This is a genomic window from Paenibacillus forsythiae T98, assembly GCF_000520735.1.
GTDB classification, from domain to species: Bacteria; Bacillota; Bacilli; order Paenibacillales; family Paenibacillaceae; genus Paenibacillus_AQ; species Paenibacillus_AQ forsythiae.
In genome coordinates, this window is sequence record NZ_ASSC01000142.1 from 38978 (window position 1) to 54724 (window position 15747).

The 15747-nt window shown below is 47.6% G+C and carries 14 protein-coding genes; 7 read left to right on the forward strand and 7 right to left on the reverse strand.

Annotated elements, in window-relative coordinates:
• The first annotated feature begins 261 nt into the window (after nt 1-261).
• The 3 genes from L692_RS0105445 to L692_RS33980 are packed head-to-tail and all read left to right on the forward strand — an operon-like array spanning nt 262 to nt 2478.
• Entirely contained in the window at nt 262-1572 is a 1311-nt protein-coding gene (locus L692_RS0105445) for a helix-turn-helix transcriptional regulator (protein WP_025697899.1), read from the forward strand.
• Complete coding sequence (locus L692_RS0105450) at nt 1559-2383, forward strand: WYL domain-containing protein (RefSeq protein ID WP_025697901.1); 825 nt, start codon at nt 1559-1561, stop codon at nt 2381-2383. The genes L692_RS0105445 and L692_RS0105450 overlap by 14 nt, the downstream gene beginning before the upstream one ends.
• Nucleotides 2383-2478, forward strand: coding sequence for a macro domain-containing protein (locus tag L692_RS33980; protein WP_156940313.1), 96 nt, complete (start codon nt 2383-2385; stop codon nt 2476-2478). Before L692_RS0105450 ends, L692_RS33980 begins: the two co-directional genes overlap by 1 nt.
• Here L692_RS33980 and L692_RS0105455 read toward each other — a convergent pair.
• Nucleotides 2473-3363 carry an ATP-grasp domain-containing protein gene (locus L692_RS0105455; RefSeq protein WP_025697903.1) on the reverse strand — a complete coding sequence of 297 codons (891 nt, stop codon included), beginning with the start codon at nt 3361-3363 and terminating at the stop codon, nt 2473-2475. The two genes, L692_RS33980 and L692_RS0105455, sit on opposite strands and share 6 nt — an antisense overlap.
• Nucleotides 3364-3553: 190 nt before the next feature.
• Between L692_RS0105455 and L692_RS31655 the strand changes: the two genes are divergently transcribed.
• A complete protein-coding gene (locus L692_RS31655) occupies nt 3554-3721 on the forward strand; it encodes a hypothetical protein (RefSeq protein WP_156940311.1) in 168 nt (55 codons plus the stop codon).
• A gap of 54 nt (nt 3722-3775) precedes the next feature.
• On the opposite strand, the gene L692_RS0105460 is transcribed toward L692_RS31655, so the two are convergent.
• Nucleotides 3776-6361, reverse strand: coding sequence for a metallophosphoesterase (locus tag L692_RS0105460; RefSeq protein ID WP_025697905.1), 2586 nt, complete (start codon nt 6359-6361; stop codon nt 3776-3778).
• Nucleotides 6362-6364: 3 nt separating this feature from the next.
• A complete protein-coding gene (locus L692_RS0105465; protein ID WP_025697908.1) occupies nt 6365-7630 on the reverse strand; it encodes a class I SAM-dependent methyltransferase in 1266 nt (421 codons plus the stop codon).
• A 259-nt stretch (nt 7631-7889) separates the two neighbouring features.
• On the opposite strand from L692_RS0105465, the gene L692_RS0105470 reads away from it, so the two are divergent.
• A complete protein-coding gene (locus L692_RS0105470) occupies nt 7890-8951 on the forward strand; it encodes an AAA family ATPase (protein WP_025697910.1) in 1062 nt (353 codons plus the stop codon).
• Between the two features lie 2 nt (nt 8952-8953).
• Nucleotides 8954-10762 carry a vWA domain-containing protein gene (locus L692_RS0105475; protein WP_025697912.1) on the forward strand — a complete coding sequence of 603 codons (1809 nt, stop codon included), beginning with the start codon at nt 8954-8956 and terminating at the stop codon, nt 10760-10762.
• A gap of 130 nt (nt 10763-10892) precedes the next feature.
• Here L692_RS0105475 and lgt read toward each other — a convergent pair whose 3' ends face one another.
• Nucleotides 10893-11702 (reverse strand): prolipoprotein diacylglyceryl transferase, encoded by an 810-nt coding sequence (gene lgt, locus L692_RS0105480; RefSeq protein ID WP_232238730.1) that lies wholly within the window; start codon nt 11700-11702, stop codon nt 10893-10895.
• Between the two features lie 273 nt (nt 11703-11975).
• On the reverse strand, nt 11976-12881 hold the full coding sequence (locus L692_RS0105485; protein WP_025697916.1) for a GNAT family N-acetyltransferase: 906 nt from the start codon (nt 12879-12881) through the stop codon (nt 11976-11978).
• Nucleotides 12882-13187: 306 nt separating this feature from the next.
• On the opposite strand from L692_RS0105485, the gene L692_RS31660 reads away from it, so the two are divergent.
• The gene (locus L692_RS31660; RefSeq protein ID WP_025697918.1) at nt 13188-14093 is read left to right on the forward strand and encodes a hypothetical protein; all 906 of its coding nucleotides are present in this window, start codon (nt 13188-13190) and stop codon (nt 14091-14093) included.
• Nucleotides 14094-14450: 357 nt separating this feature from the next.
• Here the strand turns inward: L692_RS31660 and L692_RS0105495 are convergent, their stop codons facing one another.
• Complete coding sequence (locus L692_RS0105495; RefSeq protein WP_025697920.1) at nt 14451-15230, reverse strand: Fic family protein; 780 nt, start codon at nt 15228-15230, stop codon at nt 14451-14453.
• A 336-nt stretch (nt 15231-15566) separates the two neighbouring features.
• Entirely contained in the window at nt 15567-15710 is a 144-nt protein-coding gene (locus tag L692_RS31665; RefSeq protein ID WP_156940312.1) for a hypothetical protein, read from the reverse strand.
• Nucleotides 15711-15747: the final 37 nt, after the last annotated feature.

The following is a 15747-nucleotide window of genomic DNA, read 5'->3' on the forward strand; positions in this document are numbered from 1 at the left end:
CCGCAACATACCATGCACGGCACTGCGGGATAAATCGATATCCCCGCCTCGTTACGACCGTCCGAACAAGAGCCAATGTATGATTAAACGCCATTTGGCGTTTACCACCTTACTCAATGCATCTAACAGGTTCTATCATCGCGCAATTCACTCTGATCGAACATGGCAAAAGTATTACGACGAACATAAACTTTTCCATTTGCCCCATATCCCTCCCCTGTTACAATAAAAGAAGAAGCTTCATTTGAACGGGGGATTATTTTGGCTAGAGAAAGCTTTGATAAAGAAATTCAATTCCTGCGCATGCTTGTGCTGACAAGCGGCGCATTCAGCAGGCAGCAGTTCGCCGAGCGGCTCGGCATTTCCGTCCATACCTTTGATAAAACAATCCGGCGGCTAAAGGATGTCGTAAGCTCCATGCACCAGCATTTACCGCAGGAACAGCGCAAGGAATTATCCGAAACCATCCGGTTCAGCTATTATGACTCCGCCGATCCGCTGCTCTTGTTTCTGTTTCGGGCCAAATCCGTCAAGGAATCCGAAAGCCAAAGAATTTCACTGCTTTTGGGTGCGATGAATGAACAGGCTTTGACGGCGATGGAACTGCTCGATATGTACTGCGGCAGTCTGTCTCCGGGCCTTCCGCTGCCTGACGAGAAGACCATTCGGTCGGACCTCAAGTATCTGGAAGAGGTGGGCGTCATCAAGAGGGAATCGGGGCCTCGCCCCTACCGGTATCGCATTCAGGATGAGCTGGTCCGGAGCCTGTCGGATGAGGAGCTTATGGATTTGTATGATTTTGTGGATGTGATGGCGAACACGCAGGTGCCTTCCGTTCAAGGCTATCTGCTGCGTGACGGACTCAAGAAGCATCTGCTGCGCAATCAGGCCAGGCAGCACGCTGTCGAGCCATTTTTATATAAATATCACTATTACTCGCGAATTCTGGATGAAGCGCATCTGTTCACACTGCTTCATGCCATCCGTCAACGCCGCAAGGTCCATTTTCTCTACTTCTCGCCAAAGTCTGAACAAAGCTACGTCGCCAGGAGCACCAACCCCTTATTTGAGCGGGGTACGGAGGGCAAAACCGAAAAGACGCTTCCGCTCAAGATCGTGTACGATCATCAATATGGAAGATGGTATCTGCTGTCCTACGGCAGAGAGGGCATTCGGAAATACCGGATGGAAGGGATCACCCAAATCGAAGAGGATGAATCCGTAAATGAGGCTTGGTATGAGGAAAAAAAGCATGAGCTTGCCGAGAAAATACGGTACAGTTGGCTGATTGATACCGGCCGGCCAGTGACGGTGCGCGCCCGGTTTTATAATCCGGAAGACTCTGAACCGAACTTCGTCAAGGAGCGGGTACGGCTTCAGGGACAGTGGGGACAAATTGTGATGGAAGATGAGCATTCCTTCCTCTACGAAATCACCGTAAACGGGACTACCGAAATCAAGCCGTGGCTGCGCAGCTTCGGTTCCAGCTGCGAGGTTCTGGAGCCCGCTCGGCTCCGCCGGGAAATGATTGCCGAATGGAAGGAGATACAGGCCTACTATGAATCTGTTTGAGAAAATCTTTAACCACCAGATCATCTCCCGGTTGGAGGATTCCGGCACCTTCATGGTCACCTCGCACGAACGGGCATGGCTGAAGACGATGCTGGATCATCCCGCTGCGGCTGATGCTTTCACTCCAGGCACATTGGACAAGCTGCGTTCGATCCTGGAGCCGGATCAAGTCATGGATACTTCCCGCCACTTGATTGAAAAAGCCCGAAGTCAGGAGCAGCAGGTCTATCACCCGCTCCTGCGGCCTCTGCGCCGCCACATCATGAACAAGACCGGAATCCGGTTAACCTACCAGATCAAGAGCGGGCGCGTGAACACCGACCATTCAGGCTGTCCGTATAAATTGGAATACTCCATGGTCAAAAGAGAATGGTATCTGCTCTGGTATCACACCCGGCATCACGCCTTCATGCGAACCAGACTAAAGAACATTCACTCTGTTGCGGCAGAGCCTATGGAGCCGTCCATGGCAGAAGGCATACTGAAGAAGCTCGGAAAGAAGCTGGATTCGCGTAGAAGTGAGGCGGTCATCGAAATCATCCGCGATTATAACGAAGAGCTGTCCCGCATCCTGTACGCCTTCTCCAGCTTCGAAAAAAATGTGGAGTACGATACAGAGAACGATACCTACCGGGTCAGAGTCTCCCTATCTGCGGATGAATTGGAGTATTTACTGTCCAAGCTTCGTTTTCTGGGGAAGCGGGTTCGGGTAATGGAGGGCGATTATTTAAAAAGAAGGATGCTGGAAGCGTCGACGAAGGCTTTGGATCGTTACGGGGTTATTTCGGAGGGTGAGGAGTTGTCTTCGTAATCCGGCAGGAAGGCTGCGCTGCTGACAAAGCAGTTGTAACTACAGCGGGCAACCTGCCTGCCTCCTATGTCATTCACACCTTGACAAGCTCATAATATAGATTTATAAAAATGTTCCATGTCTGTATGACTTGGCAGCCCAGAGACCTGCCCGTCTCCAATTTCAATAACCGTCCATTCTCCGCTTGCGGTTTTGGCAATATCCATCGTAAAAAACGGGCTCGCTACGCCCTTGGCTAACTCTGTAAACGAATCAAGGTCTGTAATGCCCTGCTGGTAGACCGCCTCATCCCAATACTCTGTACATGCAATCAGCTTGTGATGAAGAAAAAAAAGCCGGTACTCATTCGATAAAGGCATACCGCTTTTCGGATGCCTGGTGAGCTGCTCCAATTGAATAAACTCTCGAATTACGATGCCGCCATTAAGCTCCGAGCCTTGACGATCAATAAAGTTTCGAAGAACCTTTAGAACCCTGTGCTTGTCGGAAGCGTCAGGGATATAGCAGGCTTCTTCCCACTCATGCTTTCTGGATTTTACGTAATCCTTGACAATAACCGGTTTGTTCTCGAATATGCGCATCTTCTCAAACAGAATGTCAAACCCATTTGAAAGTTCTTTCATTTCGAGCCAAATACTCTGAGGGGTAGCCTGTTTAATTGCCTCATAAGAATAAGGAAAGTAGTGTCCATTTCTATATTCCGCAGGAGAGTTGATCAAGACGACATTTTTCCGCTCTAGTGTGTGATACAGTTGTTCGTAATCATGCGGCTTTAACATCCATCCTCTGTAGATGAACCTTTCGGGTGCTTCGAATGCTGGAACTCGCTTAACTGCTGTAGTTAACTCCCCATCGAGAAGGGACTCGAGCGAAATCAAATGGACATCCATTCCTAGCTTTCGGGCACATTTGTACTCCTGTTCATATTCCATGTCTACAGCCTTATTATTCAAGGGATCAGAGCAAAATAAAATCTTCATCCGGTATCCTCCACACAACAATAATTCTAACCAAAACCACCTTGTCCTGAGGTTTACATTTCCATTATAAAGAAACCTATTTGCATCGACAACGTCTATCTATACAGACAACGACAAACTTTTGATGAGGTGAAACTATGAAGATATTAGACGGCCTCTAGCTTCCCGTAAGGAGGGGTTAGAGAGCCAAATGAGCAGAAGTGTAAAAAAATCACCCGTATGGAATGACCACCATACACCTGGTACCCGCTGGAGTAAACGGCAGGCCAGCAAGGCCGTGCGCCGTTTCACAGATACCGTTCAAAACGGCAAATGGTACCGGAGCGCTATAGAAGAAGATAAGCTCAAGCGCCGGTAAGGGAAGCCCGGCGCTTGAGCTTTTTATAGGCTTTATTTAGCACTCTTCACTTTGTTATAGCCGCGGATCAATCTCCTTCTCCTTCGCAACCTCGAACAGCAGATTGGCCGCAATCTCTTGATAGGCCTCATGCTCAGGCGTAACTTCGTCAAACGCAATCGCCAGCATTTGCATCCCAAGCTGGTATTCGCTTAGCGAGGTGCGAAGCTTCTGACCGACATTCTTTTGCTTGAGCAGCTTGCGGTATTTATGCGGGAACTTGTAGTCATATCCGTAGATAATGGACAAATAATCGGAATTCCGCACCTTCATATAAGGTACTGTTGTTCCGTCCCATATCTCCGGTTTAATCACGATCCCCTCCATATGGTTCTCAAGTGTAAGCCGAGAGAAGTAACGCTCCGCTCTCTTCAAGCACTCCGGCTCGGACAGATCCAGCGCGAGTGCCTCGTCCTCCGACAGAAAAGCATACATTTCGGAGGTCTTCCAGTCCGGGACCTCTTCCCCCCCGTCCTCATATACGATCTTCAGAACGGCAAACGGCTTATACTCCATGGGCTCGTCTTCCGCATACAACTCCAACTGCCTCTTGTACGTTTGATAAGCCTCCATATGTTCGGACAAAGGAACATAGGTGTCTCGAAGGTCGTAAACATACTTGTAGTTCTGGTATACACTTGGGCCGTACTTATCGCTTAAAGCGGACTTGGCGGTATGATGCCGGTCTTCTTCAAACCCGCTCGCCTCATATTCGGTGATCAGCTTAGTGCAGGCTTCTTCAAAACCGTTGTGCTGCAGGAACGCAAGCTCCGTCTCCAGCGCTTTCACAATGGGCTTGAATTGTCTTTCGATCAGCCCTTCGCCCAGCGCCTTCCAGGGAAGAAGCTCTCCATCCAGAATCAGCATGGCAATCCTGTTCTCTTCCATGTAGCCCCCAAACTTGAGCAGCAGCTTGCTGTAAATCTCCGATATATCCACATGGTTGATCTTGTAGCCGTTCCGGCTGACAGCAAAGCTGTGCTCCAGGTCCTTACGCAAATAAATGTTGCATCTCGAGCCCATATATTTGGGCTGCAGAGCCACTTGCCGGACGCCGCGTTCCCTGAAATAATCAAGACCGCGCTTTAAGGACTCCAGTTCGTTCGTCTCGTCATTCATATCCGCCGGGGACATGGTGCCCGAAATGAAATTGATTTTGTTCCGCGAGCAATAGCGGAGTCTGCGGATATCATCTTCCCCAAGGTCTTGAATGGATACCTTTCTCTCTTGCTTGAACAGGGTTTGCAGCTCCTCGGCAATCACCGCTTGGCGGGACTTCCTGGACTTCATCAACGGTTTGTACGTGATGCTGACCGAAGTCAGCAGGTTGCCATGAACGCTGCCCGTGTCGATGTGAATCTTGTTCCCGATGCGGAAGGACTGCTTGGCCGCGACGTGACCGAATATATGGTACGGTTGATTTTTGACCGCTTCCTCCTGCAGAAAGGCCAGCTGTTCCTCCATGGGCGCTTCCCGGTCGATTCGGAACATCCGCTGATGCCGGGCGGAATTCTTGTCGAGCTTCCCGATATACTTATTCCGGCATGGTGCATGAGTGACATAGAAGGATGACCCCTTGGCCCCCAAGTACCGATAGAAGGGCTTCGATATGGATACGAGGTACTGAAATTTCTCCAGCAGCTCCGAATCATTCATCAATACTTGTGTTGAATCAAAATAGGAATGAAGCAGCTTCGGGTCGAGGCCGTTAACCTCGCCTCTCATATACTTATTGACGAAGTTCTCATGATTTCCCAGGACGAAGTAAAAGTGCTCCTGGTTTTCGTAAAGAAATTCAATGATCTCCTTCGTTTGCTTGCCTTTATCAATCCAGTCCCCAACCAGGATAAGCTTGGTATGCTTCAGTCTATCCGCCGCAATCAGCTTGCCCGCATCAAGCTTGAACCCGTGATCGAGCAGCAGCCCCTTCAAATCGTCCACACATTCATGTACGTCGCCAATGATGATGTACTGCTGATCCTGAGGGAGTATGGTCGCCAGGTAAGCATCCAGATCTTCGATGACAATGTTGTATTCCGGATTCGCCCTACCTTCTTCGGCAAGATAAAAGTCCTTTGCACGCACTTTATGGATCTTGTTGTATCCCTCGCGAGCCAGCGAGCCAAGGACATCCTTTTTCAGCCGGTTAATATGGTTCGTAATCAGCTTCTTCGAACGCTCCGACGCATAGTAATCCTCCCGCTTCCGGTAATCGAAGACAATGACCTCAAGGTTGTAGTTGTTCTGAAGCGCAAGCTCCTTGACCTTGGCCCGGAAATCCGCGGATAACCCGGTTGTATCGACGACCACAAACTCCGAATTGATTGGAAAAGACGTCGCCATCTTCAACCGTTCAAACAGCAGGTGAAAAGCCTGCTCGCTGGCCTCCAGCATTACCTGATCATACTTGTCATATTCATATCCAAGGATCTCCTGGCGGATTTGGTCGGAGGACAAATATTGAATGTTGGCCCTGACATTCCGAAGGGCATCCTCAAAACGCAGCCCGGGAATCAGCACTTCCTTGGCAAACGTGGTTTTGCCGCATTCGGTCGACCCGATCAGCATGAAAATCGTATGAACCCTGGTTTGGATATCCATGGGTCAGGCCCCCTTTTTCCTGAGTATGACGCCCTGTGTCGTCTTGATATGGTTGACTCCGTCTCCGACAGCTACAAATTCGGCATGCAGATTCGTTTCCTTAATCACGTCATGCACCCACTGTTGAAAAGATTCTTCGCCCAGCTCCCACTTATGATCGTCATGCCGGAAATGGCTCAGCTCGTAGTAGCGGTTAAAATCAGCGTTAGGCGTCGTAATGATAAAGCTGTCGAAATCGACATGCGCGCAGATTTGATGAATCAGCCGCTTGGCCTCATCCTGGCTCATATGCTCAATAACCTCTGTCAAAATGACATCGACCTGCTCCCCGTTGTAGCTTTCCAGAAACTGATCCATCGAGCCAAATGTGACAATGTTGCCCAGCTCTTTGGCCTCCGCTTTACGCCTCACCTTCTCCAGCAGCTCCGCATTGATGTCAACCGCATAGTAGCTGCCCTCCATTTTTCCGGCAAAAGGAATCGCATAGTAGCCCTCTCCGCAGCCCACATCCAGGATCGACTTGTCAAAGGCCAGCGCGCTTCCAATGTAACTTCTCCGCTGCAACGCCGTGCCTCCGTAGGCGAACTGAATGTCATACCGCTCCGTTTTCTCAAGCTCACCTTTGTACTTCTGAAACCGGTCTCTCGAAGACAGAAAATTTCGCACGAACAGGCTGCGTATATAGAACGGCGCATCAATCACATTCATGCTCTTGATATACTTATCCAGGATGCTGTCCGAGATATCGAAGTATTCATTGCCGAACATGGAGAGGAACAAGCACAACACACTTACAGTATGAAGCAGTTGATACAGGCTCTTCCTGGTTGTAACGGTAAGTGAATAGCTCTTGTGGGCCTGATGGATGATTTCAAATGAGAAATCCTGCAAATGCTTCTCAAAAAACTCGATATACCGGATGAGTTCGATATGTACCATATTGATGAAAAAAGTGTGCTCATAGCCTTCGACGTCTCTCTCATCCTGCGCTTTAAGCGGTGCCGAGAAAAATTCATTTATCGCATTCAGCGGAAATAAAGGGGTGTTGTAGCGCGATACATTCAGATACTCGAAGTTCTCCTGCTCATGCCGCCTATAGGAAATTTCATTATCCGCATCCTTAAAATACACATTATAGGTCTCTTCATCCGTATACCAGCCGTACGCCATGCCTCTACGGACCGAGCGAAGCATCATGCCGGAGTTCGGATTCTTCTTGATCAAAAATGAAAACTGCGGATTCGTGGATCTGACTTGAATGATTGCCATCTCAATCTACTCCTAAACTGCAAATTGGGAACCCTGGGCGGGGAACCTTAATCCCCGCCTAATGATGTAAATGCCTATGGAATCCATGCCCCTACATGATCTGAGCCTTATTTTCACTTATTTTTATGCAGAGGAACAGGGTGAAAGTATTACGAAGCCGGAAAGATTACCCAAATTGTTTAACTAAACTTTACCGCCAAGCCTCCCGGGACCTTATAATATTATTACTTTAACGTTAATTTACGGAAGGAATTGATGCATGAATATATCCGCCTCTGTTACGTCTAAGCAAATAATGGATCTTTTATTAAACATAGCTATTGTACGTCCCGTCTTTATTTGGGGGCCGCCCGGAATAGGGAAGTCCTCCCTGGTACAACAATTTGCCGATATGGTGGGGTTGCCCTGTATTTCGCTGTTAGGCAGCCAACTGGCACCGGAGGATTTAATCGGGGTCCCGCAAATTGTGGACGGAAAAAGCAGATTTTGTCCTCCTGGCATGATTGCCCGAAGTGAGCCCTATTGTCTGTTTCTGGATGAACTGAACGCTTGTACTCATGAGGTTCAGAAGGCTTTCTACAGCCTGATCCTGGAGAAGCGTATTGGGGAATACATACTGCCGGAGGGCTCCATCGTGATTGGCGCGGGGAACCGTGCTCAGGATAGTGCCATAGTGAAACCCATGTCATCAGCACTTATCAACCGAATGTTTCATGTTCAACTAAGAGTTTCCCACCGAGAATGGTTGGAGTGGGCCTATCAGAATGATATCCACCCTTTAGTAATTAATTATATTGAGACTCGTCCGGATCATTTATGGGTTCAGCCTCCGAAACATGAAGAACCGTTCTCCACTCCCCGGTCATGGCATATGTTAAGCGATGCATTAAAGGAATACGGTGATCGACTGCGGACGGAAACATTAGACATTCTGGCAACGGGCTGTTTGTCTCCCCATCATGCCGGTCAGCTCAAGGCTTTCTATAAGCAAACCAACAACAAATATAAACTGAATGCCATTCTGGAGGGCGAGACAGGTTGGCCTCATCAACCGGAAGATCGGGATGTGTTGTACTTCATGGCGCAGTCCTTCCGTGCTCAACTTATTAAAGAGCTGCCGGAATCTAAAGACATACTGGCCGAGCATCACAGGAGGCTGGCCCACCGTGCTAAAGCTCTGATTAAAAGTCTGAGCACGATCAGTCTCGAAATTGCCCAACTTACCGTTGCAAAAAGTGAAAACGGTGAGAGTCTCCCTGATTGGTTCCTCGTGGAGATTGTCCGTGACCTACCGAGATTAGTACAGAAGAAGGAAGCTTGATCATGGCCAAACCAAAGTTCAGAGAGCTGGACATTGCTGCAAAATCTTATATGGAGGGGCTGCATTTCGTCAGTCAACACCCTATGTTCGCTCCCCTCGCATCCCATGCACAGTTTGTACGACGGGAGGGGAACCTCTGTCCGGAAAATGGCTGGGCCGTCACAACAAGTACAGGGCACATTCACGTTCACCCCAAACGAAGGGCGCTTTCGGAGGAATGGATTTATATTCTTGCCCATGCTTTGCTGCACCTTGGCTTCGGACATTTTCAGGTGAAGGAGCGGCAGGACCTGTGGAATGCAGCCTGTGATTGCTTTATAGCGAAATTTCTTTATGATATGAAGCTTGGGCGGCCCCCTGCAGGAGATGGGCGAGTGGAGCTTACTGCCGGAAGTGAGGAAGATCTTTACCTGAGCTTTATGGAGAGGGGGCTCCCCTCTTCCTTCCATAATCTCGGCACGGCCGGGCATGGATATCAGGATATGATCCTGAATCCTCGAACAACAGGTCCTTCATACTGGAATAATGATAATGTAAACTGGCAGGACTGTCTGGGTAAAGGGCTGACAATGGCCGTAACCAGTGCTGTCAATGTAACGGCAGGATATGAAGCTTATTTGGGTGCCAACCAAGATGTGTTGACCCCCGCTCTGAAAGCCCGGAACTGGTTTATCAGCAGCTATCCTCTCATGGGCGCCATGGCGGCAGATTTCAAAATCATTGAGGACCCTGTGATTTGCAACCGGCTATCCATCTCGGTAGCTGCTGTTGATGCTGAGGCAAAAGAAATCTACGTCAATCCGGCTGCGGGCCTTGACGAGCAGGAGTGCCGTTTCGTGCTTGCTCATGAATTTCTGCATGTGGGGCTCCGGCACCATGCCCGTGCCGATGGACGGGACCCGTATTTATGGAATGTTGCATGCGACTACGTCATCAATCAGTGGTTAATGGAAATGGGGCTAGGGGCTTTCCCCAGGATTGGCGGGCTTCATGATCCCGATCTAAAAGGAATGTCAGCCGAATCCATCTATGATCGTATCGTCAACGATATAAGGCTATACCGTAGAGTCGCTACATTTCGGGGAGTCGGCCTGGGGGATATACTCCCCCCACGTGTACCGGATTGGTGGGACCGGAACGATGGACTTACACTCGATGAATTTTATCGAAGCTGTTTAAGCAACGGTCTTGATTACCATTATGAGCAGAAACGTGGACTGCTTCCCGCTGGCCTTGTTGAAGAAATCCGCGCTCTTTCTCAGCCGCCAATCTTGTGGGATGTGGAGCTTGCGAAATGGTTTGATCATTACTTCTCCCCGCTAGAGAAGGTTCGAACCTATTCCAGAATCAGCCGGAGACAATCTTCCACCCCAGATATTCCAAGACCGCGCTGGGGGCCGAGTGCAGGTGACGAAGACGGCCGCACCTTCGGTGTTGTGTTGGACACTTCAGGTTCTATGGATACCAAGCTGTTGGGGAAAGCGCTGGGGGCCATTGCAAGCTATAGCCTGTCACGGGATGTCCCGTTGGTACGCGTAGTTTTTTGCGATGCGGCCGTTTACGATCAGGGCTATCTTGCTCCGGAAGTGATAGCGGATCGGGTATCCATCAAAGGCAGAGGAGGCACCATCCTTCAGCCTGGCATTGATTTGTTGGAGCATGCCGAGGATTTCCCAAAGAACGGGCCATTGTTGATTATTACAGACGGCTTCTGCGACAGAGTAAAAGTCCATCGGGAGCACGCTTTCCTTATACCGAAAGGCCAGCATCTGCCGTTTGTCCCGAGAGGTAAGGTTTTCCGCATGGATTAGCTATTTAGTGTCCAACGAGAAGCAGATCAATTGCTTCAGGAATTTGTGAACATGTCTCTTTCTGGAACGTGTTAATGAAAAAGCCGGGGGATGTCGGAAACCTTACCTGCATCTGTAATCTTGTATATTTTCAAGCGTTGTCTTCTTCGCTTTCCGTCGGAATCTGGCGTCCTGGTCTGGAACGCGTGTAACAATAGGCGATTAAAATCAGTGAGCCAAGTATTAATATTACACTAGTCCATTGTCCGGCTGTCCACTGTAACGCATATCTAGGCGAATCCCCGCGCAAGTATTCCAACATGAATCTGCCGAACGCGTACAAAATGTTATAAATAAGAAAAAGTACGCCATTAGGCAGTTTCTTATTTCGCAAGATCAGCAACAAGGCAAAGACCACAAGATCCCATTGCCCTTCCCAGATTTCGGCCGGCCATAGAGGCTGCGACCCATAACGTTCATATGCCATGGTTCCTTCCGGATATACAATTCCGTACCCGGAACCGGTCGGTGATCCAAATGCGTCTCCGTTTAACAAACAGGCAATCCGTCCAAGCGCTTGACCTAATACCAATGCCGGAGCAAGATGGTCCGCAAATTCCCAGAATGAGAGCTTCTTTCTCCATGCATAAATCGCGATTCCGCTCGCTCCGCCGATAATCGCTCCCATGATCGAAATTCCGCCGTTCCAAATCGCGAATATTTGGCCTAAGTGGTTGGAGTAATACCCCCATTGGAAGAAGAACACATGCCAAACCCGCGCGCCTATAATGGCGGCAACAATTGCATAATAGAAAGACTCCAATAAATGTTCTTGATAAATGGTGTTCTTTGTCAATGAGTGAGCAACGCCCAGGGCAAGCAAAACTGCGAGAGCGACAATCACTCCATAGGAGTGAACCGAAAAACCGCCAACTTCAAATAAGGTAACTCTCATCATCATTCTCCTTAGTGTTCATTAAACAGGTACATCATTCTTTCATGCTGTTCCCCCTGTTATATGCTTATAAATTGTACACCATATAAAGAAAATATTTACAGACAAACATTGCCAGACCCTGATCCTGATGTTGTTCTGGAATGGGATAATCCATCTATACTCCAGCGTCAGCTTCACATGGTCGCGGGCAATCAGCAGCAGGCGCTTGCGGTTCTGAAAAATAAAAAACAACCACACGTTGAAATGTGATTGCTTTGCGTTGACTTATTATGCTGTTTATTCGATTTCATAGCCGATCGTCAGTCTGAATCCGTACAGTTCATATCCGATCTGCGTATAGAGAGAAATAGCCTTCCGATTGGTCCCATGGGTGCCCAATGTGGCGATTGTTTTGCCCTGTTGTTTCAGATGAGTTAGCGCTGTACAGATCATGTTTCGCGCAACGCCCTTTTTCTGCCAATCTGGGATCACAAAAACATTTTCCGTGACGCTTCTCTCTTCTGTGACTTTCCAGGTTGAGGTGTTGCCAATCAATTGCTCGCCGCTAAAGGCGCAAAAATTGGTCATTTCCGGCCCTCCCTGCATCCATCCCAGATGGTTCATGCTCCGAGCCACACCGTCGAAGGAAGCCAGTTCGGCTTGATGATATTTTTCCAAAGCCTCACTGTTATTCAGCGCAAAGGGCACTACTCGCACGTCTTCCGGCAGAGGATAGCGGGGGATGTCCCGGCTCAGGTCGAATTTGAATACGACGATTGTATCATGGATGGTAAATCCTCGCGCCAGGAAATAGCTCAGTTCTTTGAGATTGTCTGTGTCGATATACTGGGCCATCACAATGCGTTTTTCCGGATTCTCTGCCTTGATTTCTCGGGAACGCCTGATCAACGCATCGGTCAGAGCGGCTTTGACAGCTTCATCCTCAACGTGCTTTGCAAACGTGATTTCATAGTTCAGGTAGCGGATAAAATCCGGATCTCCATCATGTCCAGCCGCATTGAAGGTACCATGCTTCATCAAATGAGCAACTGCCAACAGTTCGTCTTCCCCATTTACCGCGCAGAACATATTTCTTTTATCGAAATCGCCATGATACAGATAAAGCATTTTCAGCACAAAGTCCAGCTTTTCAAATTTCTCCACATCTTCATCTTTCGGATTTCGGATTACAAAGTCCTTCATTCTAATAAACATCGTCTCCCATCTTTTGAGTGCTTCATGACGTACACTCCCAATAATGGATGATCCATCTAATTTAGGCAAGAGCGACTTTGATTATAGATATTTTGCAGATCAGCATCTGAGCTTGAGTCCAATGTAAAAAGCAACCGCACGTTATGATGTGATTGCCAGGAGTGAAGTCATGTATGCTTTATGTTGTTCACCGCTTGTCGATAAAGTCCATCCGAGTTGTAAAATTCATAGTAAAAAATACCTAATCCTGCTAGAATGGGTTTGTTATATTGCCACATTTTAGGGGGACAAGACTTGAAGAAACAAGTTATTTGGGGTCTCATAATTGCTACATCCTTAGTTTCGGGATGCAGCGCTAAAGGAAACAATCAAGAAAGCTCTCCGACTGCGGCCATAGAGACTGAGAAACCCAGGAAATTAAGTGACTCTGAGAAGATTGCTTTGGAGTATGTAACTGTTTTTTTGAATGGGACCGATCTTGAAGCTAAGAAAAAGTTCGTTGCTGATAACATTTATCCCGACGTTCAACCCATATTCCAACTAGCTGCCTCGCAAGAAAGCACAGAGTCATCAAAGTTGCATAATCCAAAGGTCCTTGAATCCAAAGATTACACAGACAAAGAAGGCGGGAAGAATAAAATCGTTCTGATTGAGGGAGAGAAGTCATCCGTTCCTAAAAGTGAGCTTATCATCTTGATTAAAAATAATAAGATAGGGTGGGCCACAGGCCCATCGAATAAAGAAACCTTTGATGTAATAAGGAAGGAGTTTGCTCATCCGATCCCTTCAAGCTCACCAGCTGAAAGTGCCGTTGCTGATACAAAAGAAAAGTTAAAAGAAATTCGGAACTTCACCATTTCTGATATTTGGAATAGCGGATTTGTCGATATAAACTGGTTCATCGGAAGTGGCACGAACAGCACCGGAGAGAGTATGGATATTGATTTTGCGATGGAGCAATTGGGAAAAACCATGGATAAGAAAAAGGAGTATGACCAATACGTGGAGGGCCTTCCGTCTGAATATGATTCGCTGAAAAGCATATGGACTAAATTATCAGGCGAAGCCGACCGTATGTACCAACAACTTCAAACAACACCGCCTAAAGCTAACGACAAAAATGGAAATCTCGATGCCGGGAAATTGAACCAGTACTTGGAAGCCTTCGATAAAGCTGTTTCTGAATTAACCGAATCATAATGTCACTGCATAGCATGGGTCACAACAACTGCTGCTATTCACGATTCACATCCTCTTGGATTAATGTAGGGGTCTCGTGATACTATCAAGGAAACATGCGTAATTAAGACCTACTATAACGTTATCTTGAATCAGACCTCAAGCGTATTTGGTTAAACTTACATTAAAAAACGAAGATCTCAGGCTGCTCAGTCTCGCTTGAGATCTTCGTGTATTTGGACAGGTAAATGTGGCACCAACAAGCTATTTGCTGATAAGCAACACATAGCACTCCACGTACCCTGGGGGGCTAACACGGATGAAGTTTTCTATTAAATCTTGGTAGATTTATCGTAAGTCCATTCAACCCCTTGCGGCTTACAACGATTGACCCATTCCCGGATGAGTCCCCGGCTCTTGCCCGGAGTTCCTCAACTCTGGAAAGAAATAATCAACGAGCGCTTCATAGCGATCTTGAGCTGATCGGCAGGTATCCATCAAGTACCCTTTTTCGGAACGGTATTCTTTCAGGCCGCGATAATAAAACAACTTATGCTCATGATCAATGATGAAAGGCATAACATCATATTTTAGACATTCTTTAAACATGATGATCCTGCCAACCCGACCGTTGCCATCCTGGAACGGGTGGATGCTCTCAAATTCATGATGAAAATCCACAATGTCCTCAAGGGATATATTCGGCTTTTGATGGTATGCGGCCAGCAACTTGGCCATCGCGTCTGCTACTTTTCCCGGAGCCGTGGTTTTCATATCCCCCACCACATTGGGCCTCGCTTTATAATCGCCAACCCGAAACCACTCTTTCCTTTCATCCGAGGTCGTTCTCTTTAAGGTTCGGTGGAACTCCTTAATCATTCCTTCAGACAAAGCTTCATGCGCCATATTCAACATGTAGTCAAAACAGGAGAAGTGGTTTACCGTTTCAATAATATCATCAACGCTTGCAGCTTCTTCCGGCGCTACATTTATCGTATTGGTTTCAAAAATATACCGGGTCTGATCCTCAGATAATCGACTTCCTTCAATACGGTTGGAATTATAGGCAAGCTTAATTTGGGTCTGATGATACAGTCCCCCCTTAAGTCTCATCTTCATTTCTTCCTGCAGAAGCTTCAACAGGGTTTGATTTGTCATAGCATTTCTCCTAATCGAATCGTTCACAAGGATTCTTTGTCCGAAAATCAAGCTGATCCAGCCTTATTACTATCATTATAGCATTCTGCCACGCAAAATATGCACTGTTGTGATTCTTTCATCTAAGCATAGCCGTAATCATGAAGCTACCTGAGCAGTGTTCTCTCGCTGCAACAGCAAAAAACTCCGCCGCGGAGGTGGAGTCTATTACATCATTAGATGAGTTGGTGTATACTACAACCGATCAAACGAATCCAGGTAAATACGTTCCTTTACTTCCGGTGATAGGCAAGTATCCCGCTTAATTCATCAAGAGCGGATTGGGTCCAATATACACTATATATTCAGTCCATCCTCGAATTCCCTTACCTTGGCCTGTAAATATTCGAGTCCGGCTTCCCATCCATAGATGCGTTCTTGTTCACGGTCCTCGCGGCTGTGTTGCACCTGCCGGATCAAATCCACCTTCAAGATATACAATATCACGCCTGTTGATTAACCACTAAATGGTAGAAAA